The following is a 16421-nucleotide window of genomic DNA, read 5'->3' as shown; positions in this document are numbered from 1 at the left end:
ATGGCCACGATCGAGGAGTGCCGTGCCGCACTCGACGAACTCTCCGACTCCATACAGCGTGCCGAGGGCGACGTCCGCACGGCGGCGGCCATGGACCGCTCGGTCAGCTGTCACATCACCGACCTGGACGTGACCTTCGTCGGCCGGCTCACCGGCGGGCGGATCGAGGTGCACGACACGCTGGAAGGCCCTCCGCGCGAGCGGGCGCAGATCCGGCTCGCCATGCGGGGGGACGACCTGCTGGCCCTGGTCGACGGCGACCTGCACTTCGCCAGGGCCTGGGGATCGGGCCGGGTGATTCTGGAGGCCGGTCTGCGCGACCTGTTCCATCTCAGGAAGCTTCTCTAGCTCCCACCGTGGCCGCGGCCTGCTTGCCCGGATTCTGCCTGCCTGAGTCCCACTTCGCCGCGGTCCGCGTCTTGCGGGCTGCCGGCACGACCAGGGGCGTACCCGTTTCGGGGTCGTCGATGACCTGGCAGCTCAGGCCGAAGACCTGCTCGACCAGCCGGGCGGTGACGATCTCCTTCGGCGTACCCTGCGCGATGATCTTCCCGTCGCGCAGCGCGATGAGGTGGGTGGCGTACCGGGCGGCGTGGTTGAGGTCGTGCAGGACGGCGACGAGGGTGCGGCCCTGTTCCTCGTGCAGTTCCGCGCACAGGTCCAGTACGTCGATCTGGTGCTGGATGTCCAGATAGGTCGTCGGCTCGTCGAGCAGCAGCAGCGGGGTCTCCTGGGCGAGCGCCATGGCGATCCACACGCGCTGCCGCTGCCCACCGGAGAGTTCGTCGACATGGCGCTCGCCCAGGTCGGCGATGCCGGTCCGGGCCATCGACTCCCGGACGACCCGCTCGTCCTCGGTGGACCACTGGCGCAGGATGCCCTGGTGCGGATACCGGCCGCGCCCCACCAGGTCGGCGACCGTGATCCCGTCGGGCGCGATCGAGGACTGGGGCAGCAGTCCGAGAGTGCGGGCGACCTTCTTCGCGGGTATCGACTGGATGACCTGACCGTCCAGCAGCACCCGCCCCCGACTGGGCTTCAGCATCCGCGACAGCGCCCGCAGAAGCGTCGACTTGCCGCAGGCGTTCGGACCGACGATCACGGTGAAGGAGTTGTCCGGTATCTCCACCGACAACTGCTCGGCGATGACCCGCTGGTCGTAGGCGAGGGTGACGTCCTCGGCGGACAGTCGGCTCACGGTACTCCTTCGGTTGTTCGGCCCGCCGGTCTGCGGGTCGGCCGTTCCGTTGGTCGGTCCGTGGACGGTTCGCGTCATATCCGGCCCGCCTTGCGCTCGGTGACCAGCAGCCAGAGCAGGTAGACACCGCCGAGCACACCGGTGACCACGCCCACGGGCAACTGCTCGGCGCCGAAGGCCCGCTGCGAGATCCAGTCGGCGCTCACCAGCAGGGCTGCGCCCATGCACATCGACGGCACGAGGTTCGGTCCGGGCGAACGGGTCAGACGCCGGGCGAGCTGCGGTGCGGTGAGCGCGACGAAGCCGACCGGCCCGGAGGCCGCCGTCGCCGACGCGGTGAGCAGGACCGCGGACAGCATCAGCACCAGCCGTACGCGTTCCACCCGGACCCCGAGGGCGTACGACACGTCGTCGCCCATCTCCATCATCCTGAGCCCGCGGGAGTTGGCGAGAACCAGCGGTACGAGAAGGACGCACAGCGTGAGCAGGGGCCAGACCTGGTCCCAGTCACGGCCGTCGAGGGAACCGGTCATCCAGACGATCGCCCGGGCGGCGTCCACGATGTCGGACTTGGTGAGCAGATATCCGTTGACCGCGGTGACGATCGCGGAGACACCGATACCGACCAGGACCAGCCGGTATCCGTGCATCCCCCGCTTCCAGGCGAGCACATAGATGGCGAACCCGGTCACCAGTCCGCCGGCCAGGGCGCCGAGGGCGACCTGGTCGGCCGTTCCGGAGAACAGCACGATCACCACGAGCGCACCGGCCGTGGCCCCCTGGCCCAGGCCGAGGACGTCCGGGCTGCCCAGCGGATTGCGGGAGATGGACTGGAACAGCGCGCCGGCGAGACCGAGCGAGGCGCCGACGAGGAGCCCCACCAGGACCCGGGGCAGCCGCAGTTCGGTGACGATGAACTCCTGGCCGGGGTCACCCTCGCTCAGCAGGGTCCGGACCACGTCGGCGACGGGTACCGGGAAGTCGCCGGTGCCGATCAGTACCACGCTCGCGGTGAGCGCCACGAGCAGCAGCAGAACACCGACGACGAAAGCGCGCGCGTCCACCTGGAGCGAGAGGCCGCCCGGGGTACGCACAGCACGGTTGGTCTTCACAGCTGGGCCGTCCTCCGCCGTCGTACGAGATAGATGAACACCGGGCCGCCGATGATCGCGGTGACGATGCCGACCTGGAGCTCCGCGGGCCGGGTCAGGACGCGGCCGATGACATCGGCGCCGAGCAGCAGGACAGGCGACAGGACCGCCGCGTACGGCAGGATCCAGCGCAGGTCGGGTCCGGTGAACGAGCGTACGACGTGCGGCACCATCAGGCCGACGAAGACGATCGGCCCGCACGCGGCCGTCGCGGCCCCGCACAGCAGGGTCGCGGCGAGCATGGCCGTCCCTCGCGTGCGGTTCAGGTTGGCGCCGAGAGCCTTGGCGGTGTCGTCGCCCATGGCCATGGCGTTCAGCGGCCGGGCGAGCAACAACGCCAGCACGAAGCCGGCCAGCAGGAACGGCAGCACCTGCTGGATGACCTCACTGTTTGCCGAGGAGAGCGATCCGACCGTCCAGAAGCGCATCCGGCCCAGGGCCGCCTCGTCGAGAATCATGACCGCTTGGAGATAGCCGAACAGCGCGGCGGTGATCGCGGTGCCGGCGAGCACCAGGCGCACGGGGGTCGCGCCCCGGCTGCCGCCGAGGAACCACACCAGCGCCCCGACCGCCGCGGCTCCGAAGAACGCGAACCACACATAGCCGGAGAGCGAGGTGACGCCGAAGAAGGTGATGGCCGTGACGACCGCCGCGGACGCGCCCGCGTTGATGCCGAGCAGCCCCGGATCGGCCAGCGGATTACGGGTCAGTGCCTGGAGCACCGCTCCCGCCAGGCCGAGCGCGGCACCGGCGAGCGCGCCGAGGACGGTCCGTGACAACCGGTCGGCGACGACCGCGTCGCCGTAGCTGCCCGAATCCTCGAACAGGCCGTGCCAGACCTGTTGCAGGGACAGGTCCTTCGCCCCGATCGCGATACTGGCCAGGGCGACGGCCACCAGGATCACGGCAGAGAGGAGCAGCCCCAGGACACGGAGCAACGCCCGGCGGTTCGGATGCGCGGGGGCAGTCTCCGCGCGCTGTTCAGGTGGACTCTCGACCAACACGCAGTTAGGTTAGCCTACCCTCCCATTTGATCACGATTCTCGGATTTCCCAGACCCCCGGGCGGCCTCCGGGTCCCGGGCATCCCTCACAGATCCAGACGTGCCAGCGCCTTCCCGCCGTCCAGCTCGCACACGCCGTCACCCGCTGCTGTCCACGCCGCCGCGCACAACGCCCGCAGGCCGTCCACAGCCGCCCCCTCCCCGTCCAGCTCCAGGTGCCCGCCGGCTGCCGTCGCCGTCCAGCCACCGCACCAAAATCCATCGCCGTCCACCGCGACGACCTCCGGCTGCCCGGTGAGCATGCCGCGCAGGTCGGTGTCGACGAAGGTGGGCCGGTGCTGCGGCGGCGCGGCCAGCAGCTGCGCCCCGTCGGTCACGCCCGTGAGCACCAGCAGTGCGTCGACACCGCCGTTGAACGCACCCTCGATGTCGGTGTCCAGCCGGTCGCCCACCACCAGCGGCTGCTCGGCGCCCGTCCGCAGGATCGTCTCCCGGTGCATCGGCGGCAGTGGCTTGCCCGCCACCTGCGGCTCGGCGCCGGTCGCGATCCGTACGACCTCCACCGCGGCCCCATTGCCCGGCGCGATGCCCCGGCCACTGGGAATCGTCAAATCCGTGTTGGACGCGAACCACGGCACTCCGCGCGCGATCGCGTAACTCGCCTCCCCGAACCGTCCCCACGGGAAGTCGGACCCGCCGTACCCCTGCACCACCGCCGCCGGGTCGTCGTCCGCCGACTCCACCAGCGTCAGCCCGCGCTCGCTCAACGCCACCCGCAGGCCCTCTCCCCCGATCACCAGCACCCGGGCCCCCGGCGGCATCTGCTCACTCACCAGCCGCGCGACCGCCTGCGCCGACGTGATCACATCGCCGGCCTCCGTCGGTATCCCCAGCTCCGTCAGATGCGCGGCGACGGTGTCCGGCGTGCGCAGGGCGTTGTTCGTCACGTACGCCAGGTGCATGCCCCCGGCGCGGGCCGTGGCCAGCGCCGCAACCGCGTGGACGATCGCCTTCCCGCCCGCGTACACCACACCGTCGAGATCGAGCAGCGCCGTGTCGTACGCCTCGCTCAGGGCCTGTCCACTGCCCTCGGGCCTCGTCCTGACGCTCCGGCTCATTGTGCATCGCTCCTCGTTCAACGGCTTTCCCCGATCATCCCCCATGCGACTGACACCCGTACGATGCCTGGATGAAGACTGCAGGTCCCTCGGAAGCGAAGGCGAGCCGAGGCCTGGAACTCATCCCGTTCCAAGGCCTTCGTTACGACCCCGACCGGGTCGGCAGCCTGGCCGCCGTGACATCCCCGCCGTACGACGTCGTCGTCCGCCCCGACGGTCTGCATCACCTGCAGTCCGCCGACCCGTACAACATCGTCCGGCTGATCCTGCCCGAGGCCGACACCCCAAAGGCCCGCAACGCCCAGGCCGCCGAGACGCTGAACCGCTGGCGGGCCGAGGGCATCCTGACCACAGACCCCCTGCCCGGCTTCTACGTCTACGAACAGCGCGACGGCGACGGCCTGCTGCAGCGCGGGATCATCGGCACCCTGCGTGTGTCGGACCCCGACGAGCAACTGGTCCTGCCGCACGAGGACGTCATGCCGCACATCGTCGCCGACCGGGCGGCCCTGATGCTGGCCACCTCGGCGAACCTCGAGCCCCTGCTGCTGACCTACCCCGGCGACGGCTCGGCAGCCGCCACCGCCGACCTGATCGAGCGCACGGCCAAGACGCCTCCCGTCCTCGCGACCACCACGGAGGACGGCTTCCACCACCGCCTGTGGTCCCTCACCGACCCCGAGGACCTGGTGACCGTCCGGACCGACCTGGCCGGCCAGCAAGCGCTCATCGCCGACGGCCACCACCGCTGGGCGACCTACCGCCGCCTGCGCGCGCAGCACCCCTCCCCCAGCCCTTGGGACCACGGCCTGGTGCTCCTCGTCGACACCGCCCGCTACCCGCTGCGCGTCCGCGCCATCCACCGCCTGCTGCACGGCCTGCCGGTCGCGGACGCGCTGGCCGCCCTCCACGGCCTGTTCCGGGTCCGCCGCGTGGACGCCGCGCTGCCGGAGGCCATGGAGGCACTGGCCGAGGCCGCGGGCACGGGCAACGCGTTCCTCCTGACCGGCGACGGTGCCTTCCACCTCGTGGACCGCCCGGACCCGGACCTGCTGGCCCGTACGGTCCCCACCGACCGTCCACAAGCCTGGCGCACCCTGGACGCGACGGTCCTGCACTCCACACTCCTGGACCAGGTGTGGCACATCCCCGAGGACTCCCCGGCCCACATCGCCTACATCCACGACGCGGCCGCGACCGTCGAGAAGGCGGAACGCGACGGTGGTACGGCGGTGCTGATGCATCCGGTCCGCGAGGAGATCGTCCGCGACCTCGCCCGCCGGGGCGTCACGATGCCCCGCAAGTCGACATCCTTCGGGCCCAAGCCGGCATCGGGTCTGGTCCTACGCGCTTTCGACGGGTGACGCGTCGCTGGAGACGCACGGAGGGTGGGATTCCCGGTCGGTGAACCGGGAATCCCACCCCTCCGCTCCGTCACATCGGACGTTCAGACGTCCCGTCGTCCCGTCGTCTCGTCGTTCAGGCCTTCAGGCCTTCAGGCGTCAATCCTTGTCGGCATCGGTCTCGGCCTTTTCGGCGTCGCCCTCGGCCGCTTCGTCGTCCAGATCCGCGCGCACGCCCTTGGCCTCGACCCCGTCGACCGAGGTGTCGGAGCCGGCATCGGCTTCGTCGTGCTCGTCGAGCGCGTCCATGAACTCCACGCCGTCCATCTCGGCCAGCCGGTCCGACGCGTCGGTGCTGCCGTCCCGGTCGGCCTCCACGGCCTTCGCGAACCACTCCCGTGCCTCGCCTCCCCGCCCGGTGGCGAGAAGCGCGTCGGCGTAGGCGTATCGCAGCCGCGCCGTCCACGGCTGCACGGAGTGGGACGCCAGCTCGGAGCTCTGAAGCGTCACGATGGCGGCATCCAGCTGCCCCATGTCGCGCCGCGCGCCGGCTGCGACGAGCCGCATCTCGACCTGCCCGGCCTTGTCCAGCTTCTGCACCTCGGGCGCACCGGCCATGTCCAGCGTCTTCTCCGGCCGCCCGAGCCCACGCTCGCAGTCGGCCATGAGCGGCCACAGCTCCGTGGTCCCGGTCATCCGCCGCGCCGCCCGGAACTCGGCCAGCGCCTCGGAGTACTTCTGGTTGGCGTACGCGGCGAACCCGGCGGCTTCCCGTACGGCCGCGACGCGCGACGCCAGCCGCAGCGCCACCCTGGAATAGCCGTAGGCGCTCTCGGGATCCTCGTCGATCAACCGGGCGACCATCACGAGGTTCTTGGCGACATCCTCCGCAAGCGTCTTGGGCAGGCTCTGCAGTTCCTGCCGTACGTCCTTGTCGATCTCCTCGCCCGTGACGTCCTCAGGGATCGGCAGCCGCTTGATCGGCTCCCGGTCCCGCTCCCGCTCCTCACGGAACCGGCCACCGCCCTGCCGGTCGTCGCGCCCACGGAAGCCGCCCCGGTCACCGCCACGGCTGTCATCCCGACCGCGGAAACCGCCCCGCTCACCACGGTCGTCACCACGCCGGTCATCCCGACGACCGTCCCGTCGGTCGTCATCACGGCGGAAGCCGGAACGCTCACCACCACGACTGTCATCACGCCGAAAACCGCCACGGCTGTCATCCCGGCCACGGAAACCGCCCCGCTCACCACGGTCGTCACCACGCCGGTCATCCCGACGACCGTCCCGTCGCTCATCGCGCCGCTCGTCACGACGTCCGTGGCCCCGGTCATCATCACGCCGAAAACCGGAACGCTCACCACCACGACCGTCATCACGCCGAAAACCGCCACGGCTGTCATCCCGACCGCGGAAACCGCCCCGCTCACCACGGTCGTCACCACGCCGGTCATCCCGACGACCGTCCCGTCGCTCATCGCGCCGCTCGTCACGACGTCCGTGGCCCCGGTCATCATCACGCCGAAAACCGGAACGCTCACCACCACGACCGTCATCACGCCGAAAACCGCCACGGCTGTCATCCCGGCCACGGAAACCGCCCCGCTCACCACGGTCGTCACCACGCCGGTCATCCCGACGACCGTCCCGTCGCTCATCGCGCCGCTCGTCACGACGTCCGTGGCCCCGGTCATCATCACGCCGAAAACCGGAACGCTCACCACCACGACCGTCATCACGCCGAAAACCGCCACGGCTGTCATCCCGACCGCGGAAACCGCCCCGCTCACCACGGTCGTCACCACGCCGGTCATCCCGACGACCGTCCCGTCGCTCATCGCGCCGCTCGTCACGACGTCCGTGGCCCCGGTCATCATCACGCCGAAAACCGGAACGCTCACCACCACGACCGTCATCACGCCGAAAACCGCCACGGCTGTCATCCCGGCCACGGAAACCGCCCCGCTCACCACGGTCGTCACCACGCCGGTCATCCCGACGACCGTCCCGTCGGTCGTCATCACGGCGGAAGCCGGAACGCTCACGTCCACCGTCACGGCGATCGTCACTACGCTCGTCCCGGCCCCGGTAGCCGCCGCGCTCGCCGCCCCGGTTGTCACCGCGGGTGTCGTCCCGACCGCGGAACCCGCCACGCTCCGGCCGGCCAGCACCTCGGTCGTCGCGACGGAACCCACGGTCGCGGTCGCTGGGTCGTCGTGGGCCGGCGCCCCGCTGGCCGCCTCGGTCCGAACGGTCACCACTGTCCCGTCGCCGCTGATCGCGCTCCGGTCGGTCGTCGGGAGGGTTGGGGGACATCGGTGACTCCTGTCTTCGGTACCGCAAGCATTCTCGCGCAGCCGGACATTCGGCGCGCTCCAGAAAATACAAAAGGACCCCTGGTCCCAGCTGAACGCTGGTGACCAGAGGTCCTTCCAAAGATTGTTCGGCGGCGTCCTACTCTCCCACAGGGTCCCCCCTGCAGTACCATCGGCGCGGTAGGGCTTAGCTTCCGGGTTCGGAATGTAACCGGGCGTTTCCCCTACGCTATGACCACCGAAACCCTGATGGTTTCGAGCGAACAAGCACGCTTTTCTTTTATGTTCCGCTCAAAGCCGACAACTGTTCGTTGTCTCAGAACTAACACAGTGGACGCGAGCAACTGAGGACAAGCCCTCGGCCTATTAGTACCGGTCAACTCCACACGTTGCCGTGCTTCCATATCCGGCCTATCAACCCAGTCGTCTACTGGGAGCCTTACCCTCTCCAGGAGGTGGGAGTCCTCATCTCGAAGCAGGCTTCCCGCTTAGATGCTTTCAGCGGTTATCCCTCCCGAACGTAGCCAACCAGCCATGCCCTTGGCAGGACAACTGGCACACCAGAGGTTCGTCCGTCCCGGTCCTCTCGTACTAGGGACAGCCCTTCTCAAGACTCCTACGCGCACAGCGGATAGGGACCGAACTGTCTCACGACGTTCTAAACCCAGCTCGCGTACCGCTTTAATGGGCGAACAGCCCAACCCTTGGGACCGACTCCAGCCCCAGGATGCGACGAGCCGACATCGAGGTGCCAAACCATCCCGTCGATATGGACTCTTGGGGAAGATCAGCCTGTTATCCCCGGGGTACCTTTTATCCGTTGAGCGACGGCGCTTCCACAAGCCACCGCCGGATCACTAGTCCCGACTTTCGTCCCTGCTCGACCCGTCGGTCTCACAGTCAAGCTCCCTTGTGCACTTACACTCAACACCTGATTACCAACCAGGCTGAGGGAACCTTTGGGCGCCTCCGTTACTCTTTAGGAGGCAACCGCCCCAGTTAAACTACCCATCAGACACTGTCCCTGATCCGGATCACGGACCCAGGTTAGACATCCAGCACGACCAGACTGGTATTTCAACGACGACTCCACCACCACTGGCGTGACAGCTTCACAGTCTCCCAGCTATCCTACACAAGCCGAACCGAACACCAATATCAAACTGTAGTAAAGGTCCCGGGGTCTTTCCGTCCTGCTGCGCGAAACGAGCATCTTTACTCGTAGTGCAATTTCACCGGGCCTATGGTTGAGACAGTCGAGAAGTCGTTACGCCATTCGTGCAGGTCGGAACTTACCCGACAAGGAATTTCGCTACCTTAGGATGGTTATAGTTACCACCGCCGTTTACTGGCGCTTAAGTTCTCAGCTTCGCCACCCCGAAGAATGACTAACCGGTCCCCTTAACGTTCCAGCACCGGGCAGGCGTCAGTCCGTATACATCGCCTTACGGCTTCGCACGGACCTGTGTTTTTAGTAAACAGTCGCTTCTCGCTGGTCTCTGCGGCCACACCCAGCTCAGAGGGAAAACCCCATCACCGGACATGGCCCCCCTTCTCCCGAAGTTACGGGGGCATTTTGCCGAGTTCCTTAACCATAGTTCACCCGAACGCCTCGGTATTCTCTACCTGACCACCTGAGTCGGTTTAGGGTACGGGCCGCCATAAAACTCGCTAGAGGCTTTTCTCGACAGCATAGGATCATCCACTTCACCACAATCGGCTCGGCATCAGGTCTCAGCCCCGTGTGCGACGGATTTACCTACCGCACGGCCTACACCCTTACCCCGGGACAACCACCGCCCGGGCTGGACTACCTTCCTGCGTCACCCCATCACTCACCTACTGACCGCTTGGACCGGCGGCTCCACCACTTTCCCTTCCCCGAAGGGTCCGGAACGGCTTCACGGCCTTAGCATCACGATGCTCGATGTTTGACGCTTCACAGCGGGTACCGGAATATCAACCGGTTATCCATCGACTACGCCTGTCGGCCTCGCCTTAGGTCCCGACTTACCCTGGGCAGATCAGCTTGACCCAGGAACCCTTAGTCAATCGGCGCACACGTTTCTCACGTGTGTATCGCTACTCATGCCTGCATTCTCACTCGTGAACCGTCCACAACTCGCTTCCGCGGCTGCTTCACCCGGCACACGACGCTCCCCTACCCATCACGATCCCCGTTGGGGGCACATATCGCAATGACACGACTTCGGCGGTACGCTTGAGCCCCGCTACATTGTCGGCGCGGAATCACTAGACCAGTGAGCTATTACGCACTCTTTCAAGGATGGCTGCTTCTAAGCCAACCTCCTGGTTGTCTGTGCGACTCCACATCCTTTCCCACTTAGCGTACGCTTGGGGGCCTTAGTCGATGCTCTGGGCTGTTTCCTCTCGACCATGGAGCTTATCCCCCACAGTCTCACTGCCGCGCTCTCACTTACCGGCATTCGGAGTTTGGCTAAGGTCAGTAACCCGGTAGGGCCCATCGCCTATCCAGTGCTCTACCTCCGGCAAGAAACACACGACGCTGCACCTAAATGCATTTCGGGGAGAACCAGCTATCACGGAGTTTGATTGGCCTTTCACCCCTAACCACAGGTCATCCCCCAGGTTTTCAACCCTGGTGGGTTCGGTCCTCCACGAAGTCTTACCTCCGCTTCAACCTGCCCATGGCTAGATCACTCCGCTTCGGGTCTTGAGCATGCTACTGAAACGCCCTGTTCGGACTCGCTTTCGCTACGGCTTCCCCACCCGGGTTAACCTCGCAACACACCGCAAACTCGCAGGCTCATTCTTCAAAAGGCACGCAGTCACGACGCCGAGTGCACGCACTCGACGCGACGCTCCCACGGCTTGTAGGCACACGGTTTCAGGTACTATTTCACTCCGCTCCCGCGGTACTTTTCACCATTCCCTCACGGTACTATCCGCTATCGGTCACCAGGGAATATTTAGGCTTAGCGGGTGGTCCCGCCAGATTCACACGGGATTTCTCGGGCCCCGTGCTACTTGGGTGTCTCTCCAACGAGCCGCTGACGTTTCGACTACGGGGTCTTACCCTCTACGCCGGACCTTTCGCATGTCCTTCGCCTACATCAACGGTTTCTGACTCGCCCTGTTGCCGGCAGACAACAGAAGAGAGATCCCACAACCCCGCATGCGCAACCCCTGCCGGGTCTCACACACATACGGTTTAGCCTCATCCGGTTTCGCTCGCCACTACTCCCGGAATCACGGTTGTTTTCTCTTCCTGCGGGTACTGAGATGTTTCACTTCCCCGCGTTCCCTCCACATACCCTATGTGTTCAGGTATGGGTGACAGCCCATGACGACTGCCGGGTTTCCCCATTCGGACACCCCCGGATCAAAGCCTGGTTGACGACTCCCCGGGGCCTATCGTGGCCTCCCACGTCCTTCATCGGTTCCTGGTGCCAAGGCATCCACCGTGCGCCCTTAAAAACTTGGCCACAGATGCTCGCGTCCACTGTGCAGTTCTCAAACAACGACCAACCACCCACCACCCCCGGCAACAACCGGAGTTCACTGGGGCCGGCATCCAGAGGGATCATTCCCTCAGACACCCAACAGCGTGCCCGACCGGCCTCCGCCCGAAGATCATGCTTTCCCCACTCCGCAGAGCAGTACTCACACACCCCCGACCCGGAAAACCCGGCCGACTAATCAACGTTCCACCCATGAGCAACCAGCACCGGACACGCGCCGGTGTACTGGCCCCTGGACCACCGGGCAAGCCCGGCAGCCTGGAAGTGCTCCTTAGAAAGGAGGTGATCCAGCCGCACCTTCCGGTACGGCTACCTTGTTACGACTTCGTCCCAATCGCCAGTCCCACCTTCGACAGCTCCCTCCCCACAAGGGGGTTGGGCCACCGGCTTCGGGTGTTACCGACTTTCGTGACGTGACGGGCGGTGTGTACAAGGCCCGGGAACGTATTCACCGCAGCAATGCTGATCTGCGATTACTAGCAACTCCGACTTCATGGGGTCGAGTTGCAGACCCCAATCCGAACTGAGACCGGCTTTTTGAGATTCGCTCCACCTCACGGCATCGCAGCTCATTGTACCGGCCATTGTAGCACGTGTGCAGCCCAAGACATAAGGGGCATGATGACTTGACGTCGTCCCCACCTTCCTCCGAGTTGACCCCGGCGGTCTCCTGTGAGTCCCCATCACCCCGAAGGGCATGCTGGCAACACAGAACAAGGGTTGCGCTCGTTGCGGGACTTAACCCAACATCTCACGACACGAGCTGACGACAGCCATGCACCACCTGTACACCGACCACAAGGGGGGCACTATCTCTAATGCTTTCCGGTGTATGTCAAGCCTTGGTAAGGTTCTTCGCGTTGCGTCGAATTAAGCCACATGCTCCGCTGCTTGTGCGGGCCCCCGTCAATTCCTTTGAGTTTTAGCCTTGCGGCCGTACTCCCCAGGCGGGGAACTTAATGCGTTAGCTGCGGCACCGACGACGTGGAATGTCGCCAACACCTAGTTCCCACCGTTTACGGCGTGGACTACCAGGGTATCTAATCCTGTTCGCTCCCCACGCTTTCGCTCCTCAGCGTCAGTAATGGCCCAGAGATCCGCCTTCGCCACCGGTGTTCCTCCTGATATCTGCGCATTTCACCGCTACACCAGGAATTCCGATCTCCCCTACCACACTCTAGCCTGCCCGTATCGACTGCAGACCCGGGGTTAAGCCCCGGGCTTTCACAATCGACGCGACAAGCCGCCTACGAGCTCTTTACGCCCAATAATTCCGGACAACGCTCGCGCCCTACGTATTACCGCGGCTGCTGGCACGTAGTTAGCCGGCGCTTCTTCTGCAGGTACCGTCACTTTCGCTTCTTCCCTGCTGAAAGAGGTTTACAACCCGAAGGCCGTCATCCCTCACGCGGCGTCGCTGCATCAGGCTTTCGCCCATTGTGCAATATTCCCCACTGCTGCCTCCCGTAGGAGTCTGGGCCGTGTCTCAGTCCCAGTGTGGCCGGTCGCCCTCTCAGGCCGGCTACCCGTCGTCGCCTTGGTGAGCCATTACCTCACCAACAAGCTGATAGGCCGCGGGCTCATCCCTCACCGCCGGAGCTTTTAACCCCCACCCATGCGAGTGGAAGTGTTATCCGGTATTAGACCCCGTTTCCAGGGCTTGTCCCAGAGTGAAGGGCAGATTGCCCACGTGTTACTCACCCGTTCGCCACTAATCCCCACCGAAGTGGTTCATCGTTCGACTTGCATGTGTTAAGCACGCCGCCAGCGTTCGTCCTGAGCCAGGATCAAACTCTCCGTGAATGCTCTCCCGTAACCGGGAAGGACACATCACGAGAGCGGAACAGTCGAGCGGAACAGGCCCGACCGTTCACAGCGTCCTCGCTGTGTTTTCTTCAAAGGAACCTCGTCCCGGCCGAACGGCCGAGGACGGGGTATCAACATATCTGGCGTTGATTTTTGGCACGCTGTTGAGTTCTCAAGGAACGGACGCTTCCTTCGTACTCACCCTCTCGGGCTTTCCTCCGGGCGCTTCCCTTCGGTCCTGCGTCCCCGACTCTACCAGATCTTTCGCGTCTGTTTCCCAGTCGGCTGGAATGCCATCGGGTTTTGGACTTTCACCCGTCAGCCTTTCGACATTCACTACGCTAGCCGATTCCCTCGCTCGATTCATAATCGGGCTTCACCGGTTCGAAATTCGGGTATGCGAACATGCCGAAATCGACCCTGCTGAGGGTGATCGTGAGTAGTGGGTTGGCCGCTTCCGGCTGCAGGCGAACGCCGTACCCGGTTCAGCGGCTTGGGCCACATTACGCACCTTCCAAGCTCGAGTCAACTTCGTCGGCGCTTCGGGACATGGGCCCGGTACGGGCTCAGCATCGGGCCGTCGACGATCCGGAAGCGCCAGGGGGCACGGCTCCGTCGGCGGAGACTCCGGTGCGCGGGTCGTTGCGTACCTGGTCGGAGGGCACCGGAGCACCGATGAGGATCCGCAGCGGAGCGCCGCTTGGGGCACAGGCGTCCGTACCGTCCAGGGAACGGTCCACGCCCTGGGCCGTTGCCAGGCGGGCCGGCCCTTTGGCCGGTTCCTTGTCATGGCGGGCCGAGAGGCGTACCGGCCCGGCAAAAATCCGGACCGTGCTGGCAGACCTGGCAGCGAAGCGGGTGCGGGGAGATCTGGGGGACGTCGATTGCCTGCGGGAGGAGTTGGACGACGAAGCCCCCGGCCGGATCGACTACGCGCGGACGGCCGTCATGCGGGTCTGCGAACTCGTCGAGCTGCTGCCGGGAGGCCGGGAAGTCCGAGGGACCAAGTCGGACCACTGCCGGATCGTCTTCCGGAACCCCTGGGCGATGTGTCTTCATGCAACAGCAGGAACGCGTGACGCGTCACGCTCACGAGCCATCACGCGTCTTCGGGCCCGACTCCGCGCCGGCTCACCGGCGAGACGCGCAGCGGCTCAGGCTTCGGTGGACGGCTTGGCTCTCGGGCTCAGTCGGTACGCCGAGACCGTTGGGTCACCGGCGAGGTGGAAGCGGTGCTGCCAGTCGTGGGCTCTGCTCACGCCTACCCGAGGACCGACCCGGACGAGTGCGTCCGGTACTGGCTCGCCCTGGGACAGCGTGACCGAGGCACCTGTCAGCAGGGCTGTGCCGTTGTGCTCTGTTGTGATGCCGAGCGCTTGGCAGAAGTTCCCGGGGCCCCGCGCGAGACGTGGGCTCTCGACCTTGTTCCCTCGCCGCTTGTGTGCCAGGTCTTCCCCTTCGATGACCCTGCCTGCCCGGATGAGGACAGCGGAAGCAGTGCCGTCTGCCCCGGTGACGATGTTGGCGCACCAGTGGAGACCGTGAGACCGGTAGACGTACAGGTGTCCTGCGGGTCCGAACATGACGGCGTTTCGGGGTGTCCTGCCTCGGTAGGCGTGGGAGGCGGGGTCGTCCGCACCGGAGTACGCCTCGGTCTCCGTGATGGTGATGCTCACGGTGCCCTCGGGGGTCTCGTGGGTGAGGACGGCACCGAGCAGCTTGGGGGCGACTTCCTCAGCGGGGTGAGCGAGATTGACATCGTTCATGCGATCGACTTGACATCCCATAGGTGAAGTAGAAGTACGCGTGGCCGGGCGGGACGAACATCGTCCCGTTGCGGATGGTGCGGCCCCGATAGGCGTGGGAGCCCTGATCGTCGGGGCCGTCGTAGGCCTCGGCCTCCGTCAGCCGGAGGGTGATCGGACCGTCCGGGGTGGTACGCGCGACGAGCCGGCCGAGGAGGTCGGGGCGACCTCGAGGACGGGGCGGTCGAAGAACTGCCTGTGCGGGGGCATACGGTCGGAGGTCGCGATCATGGCGTCCGAGAGTACTCCGGGCTGCCGCCACGGGGTGGTCACAGGGCTCCGAGCTTGCGAAGGTTACGGACACGGAACCGGCCAGGGCCGGATCGCGTTGTTAGGGATCGAAGGTCCACATGGGGCAACGACGCGATAGAGAACGACAAGGGGAGAGACATGGCGTTCAAGAAGCTGCTCGCGAGCCTGGGAGCCGGCGGAGCTTCGGTCGAGACGGTGCTGCACGAGGTCAACGTCGTTCCCGGTGGGGTCGTCCAGGGTGAGGTGCGGATCCAGGGCGGGTCCGTGAACCAGCAGATCGAAGGGCTGTCGGTCGGACTGCAGGCCAAGGTCGAGGTCGAGAGCGGCGACGAGGAGTACCAGCAGAACATCGAGTTCACCAAGTCATCTCTCGGTGGCGCCTTCGAGCTCGAGGCGGGTGCGGTGCACGCGGTGCCGTTCGGGCTGGAGATCCCCTGGGAGACCCCGATCACGATGATCGACGGGCAGTCGCTGCGCGGGATGAACATCGGTGTGACCACGGAGCTGGCGATCGCCCGGGCCGTGGACTCCGGCGACCTGGACCCGATCAATGTGCACCCGCTGCCGGCGCAGAAGGCGATCCTGGACGCGTTCATCCAGCTGGGCTTCCGGTTCAAGAGCGCGGACATGGAGCGCGGCCAGGTCCGGGGGACGCGTCAGCGGCTGCCGTTCTACCAGGAGATCGAGTTCTTCCCGCCGCAGCAGTACCGCGGGCTGCACCAGGTCGAGCTGACCTTCGTGGCCGACGAGCAGGCGATGGACGTCGTGCTGGAGATGGACAAGAAGCCCGGTCTGTTCAGTGAGGGCAGCGACACCTTCCGGTCCTTCCTGGTGGGGCTGAACGACTATCAGGGCACCGACTGGACCGCCTACCTCAACCAGTGGCTGTCCGAGGTCGGCAGCAAGCGCAATTGGTTCTAGGCTCGG

General features: G+C 65.8%; 10 protein-coding genes, 3 rRNA genes and 2 pseudogenes. 3 read left to right on the top strand and 12 right to left on the bottom strand.

From position 1 onward, the window contains the following. Complete coding sequence (locus HUV60_RS27035; RefSeq protein ID WP_257849797.1) at positions 1-348, top strand: sterol-binding protein; 348 nt, start codon at positions 1-3, stop codon at positions 346-348. Here the strand turns inward: HUV60_RS27035 and HUV60_RS27030 are convergent. The 4 genes from HUV60_RS27030 to HUV60_RS27015 all read right to left on the bottom strand — a co-directional run bounded on the left by HUV60_RS27030 (position 332) and on the right by HUV60_RS27015 (position 4470). Then, positions 332-1276, bottom strand: coding sequence for an ABC transporter ATP-binding protein (locus HUV60_RS27030; protein WP_257849796.1), 945 nt, complete (start codon positions 1274-1276; stop codon positions 332-334). The two genes, HUV60_RS27035 and HUV60_RS27030, sit on opposite strands and share 17 nt — an antisense overlap. Next, positions 1273-2310, bottom strand: a complete 1038-nt coding sequence (locus HUV60_RS27025) for a FecCD family ABC transporter permease (RefSeq protein WP_257849795.1) — start codon at positions 2308-2310, stop codon at positions 1273-1275. The genes HUV60_RS27030 and HUV60_RS27025 overlap by 4 nt, the downstream gene beginning before the upstream one ends. Then, positions 2307-3353, bottom strand: coding sequence for a FecCD family ABC transporter permease (locus tag HUV60_RS27020; protein WP_257849794.1), 1047 nt, complete (start codon positions 3351-3353; stop codon positions 2307-2309). Before HUV60_RS27020 ends, HUV60_RS27025 begins: the two co-directional genes overlap by 4 nt. A gap of 85 nt (positions 3354-3438) precedes the next feature. Beyond that, entirely contained in the window at positions 3439-4470 is a 1032-nt protein-coding gene (locus HUV60_RS27015; RefSeq protein ID WP_257849793.1) for an HAD hydrolase-like protein, read from the bottom strand. Between the two features lie 71 nt (positions 4471-4541). On the opposite strand from HUV60_RS27015, the gene HUV60_RS27010 reads away from it, so the two are divergent. After that, a complete protein-coding gene (locus tag HUV60_RS27010) occupies positions 4542-5834 on the top strand; it encodes a DUF1015 domain-containing protein (RefSeq protein WP_257849792.1) in 1293 nt (430 codons plus the stop codon). A 138-nt stretch (positions 5835-5972) separates the two neighbouring features. On the opposite strand, the gene HUV60_RS27005 is transcribed toward HUV60_RS27010, so the two are convergent. The 8 genes and pseudogenes from HUV60_RS27005 to HUV60_RS26970 all read right to left on the bottom strand — a co-directional run. Further along, complete coding sequence (locus tag HUV60_RS27005; protein WP_257850277.1) at positions 5973-6785, bottom strand: tetratricopeptide repeat protein; 813 nt, start codon at positions 6783-6785, stop codon at positions 5973-5975. Continuing rightward, on the bottom strand, positions 6677-8071 hold the full coding sequence (locus HUV60_RS27000; protein ID WP_269441295.1) for a hypothetical protein: 1395 nt from the start codon (positions 8069-8071) through the stop codon (positions 6677-6679). The genes HUV60_RS27005 and HUV60_RS27000 overlap by 109 nt, the downstream gene beginning before the upstream one ends. Before the next feature lie 183 nt (positions 8072-8254). After that, positions 8255-8371 (bottom strand): 5S ribosomal RNA (gene rrf / locus HUV60_RS26995). Between the two features lie 103 nt (positions 8372-8474). Next, positions 8475-11595: ribosomal RNA gene (locus HUV60_RS26990) — 23S ribosomal RNA — on the bottom strand. Between the two features lie 311 nt (positions 11596-11906). Then, positions 11907-13434 (bottom strand): 16S ribosomal RNA (locus HUV60_RS26985). The 16S, 23S and 5S rRNA genes sit together here, the layout of an rRNA operon. Before the next feature lie 528 nt (positions 13435-13962). Next, positions 13963-14243, bottom strand: a pseudogene (locus HUV60_RS26980) (DNA-3-methyladenine glycosylase); the annotation flags it as partial. A 348-nt stretch (positions 14244-14591) separates the two neighbouring features. After that, complete coding sequence (locus tag HUV60_RS26975; RefSeq protein WP_257849791.1) at positions 14592-15203, bottom strand: DNA-3-methyladenine glycosylase; 612 nt, start codon at positions 15201-15203, stop codon at positions 14592-14594. A gap of 13 nt (positions 15204-15216) precedes the next feature. Then, positions 15217-15473 (bottom strand): annotated as a pseudogene (locus tag HUV60_RS26970) (DNA-3-methyladenine glycosylase); the annotation flags it as partial. Between the two features lie 159 nt (positions 15474-15632). On the opposite strand from HUV60_RS26970, the gene HUV60_RS26965 reads away from it, so the two are divergent. Beyond that, positions 15633-16415: a sporulation protein gene (locus HUV60_RS26965; protein WP_257849790.1), complete on the top strand. Its 783-nt coding sequence runs from the start codon at positions 15633-15635 to the stop codon at positions 16413-16415. Positions 16416-16421: the final 6 nt, after the last annotated feature.

Source organism: Streptomyces sp. KMM 9044 (genome assembly GCF_024701375.2).
Taxonomy (GTDB): Bacteria; Actinomycetota; Actinomycetes; order Streptomycetales; family Streptomycetaceae; genus Streptomyces.
The sequence above is the reverse complement of the archived record's forward strand: the minus strand, read 5'-3'. Positions and strand labels throughout refer to the sequence as shown.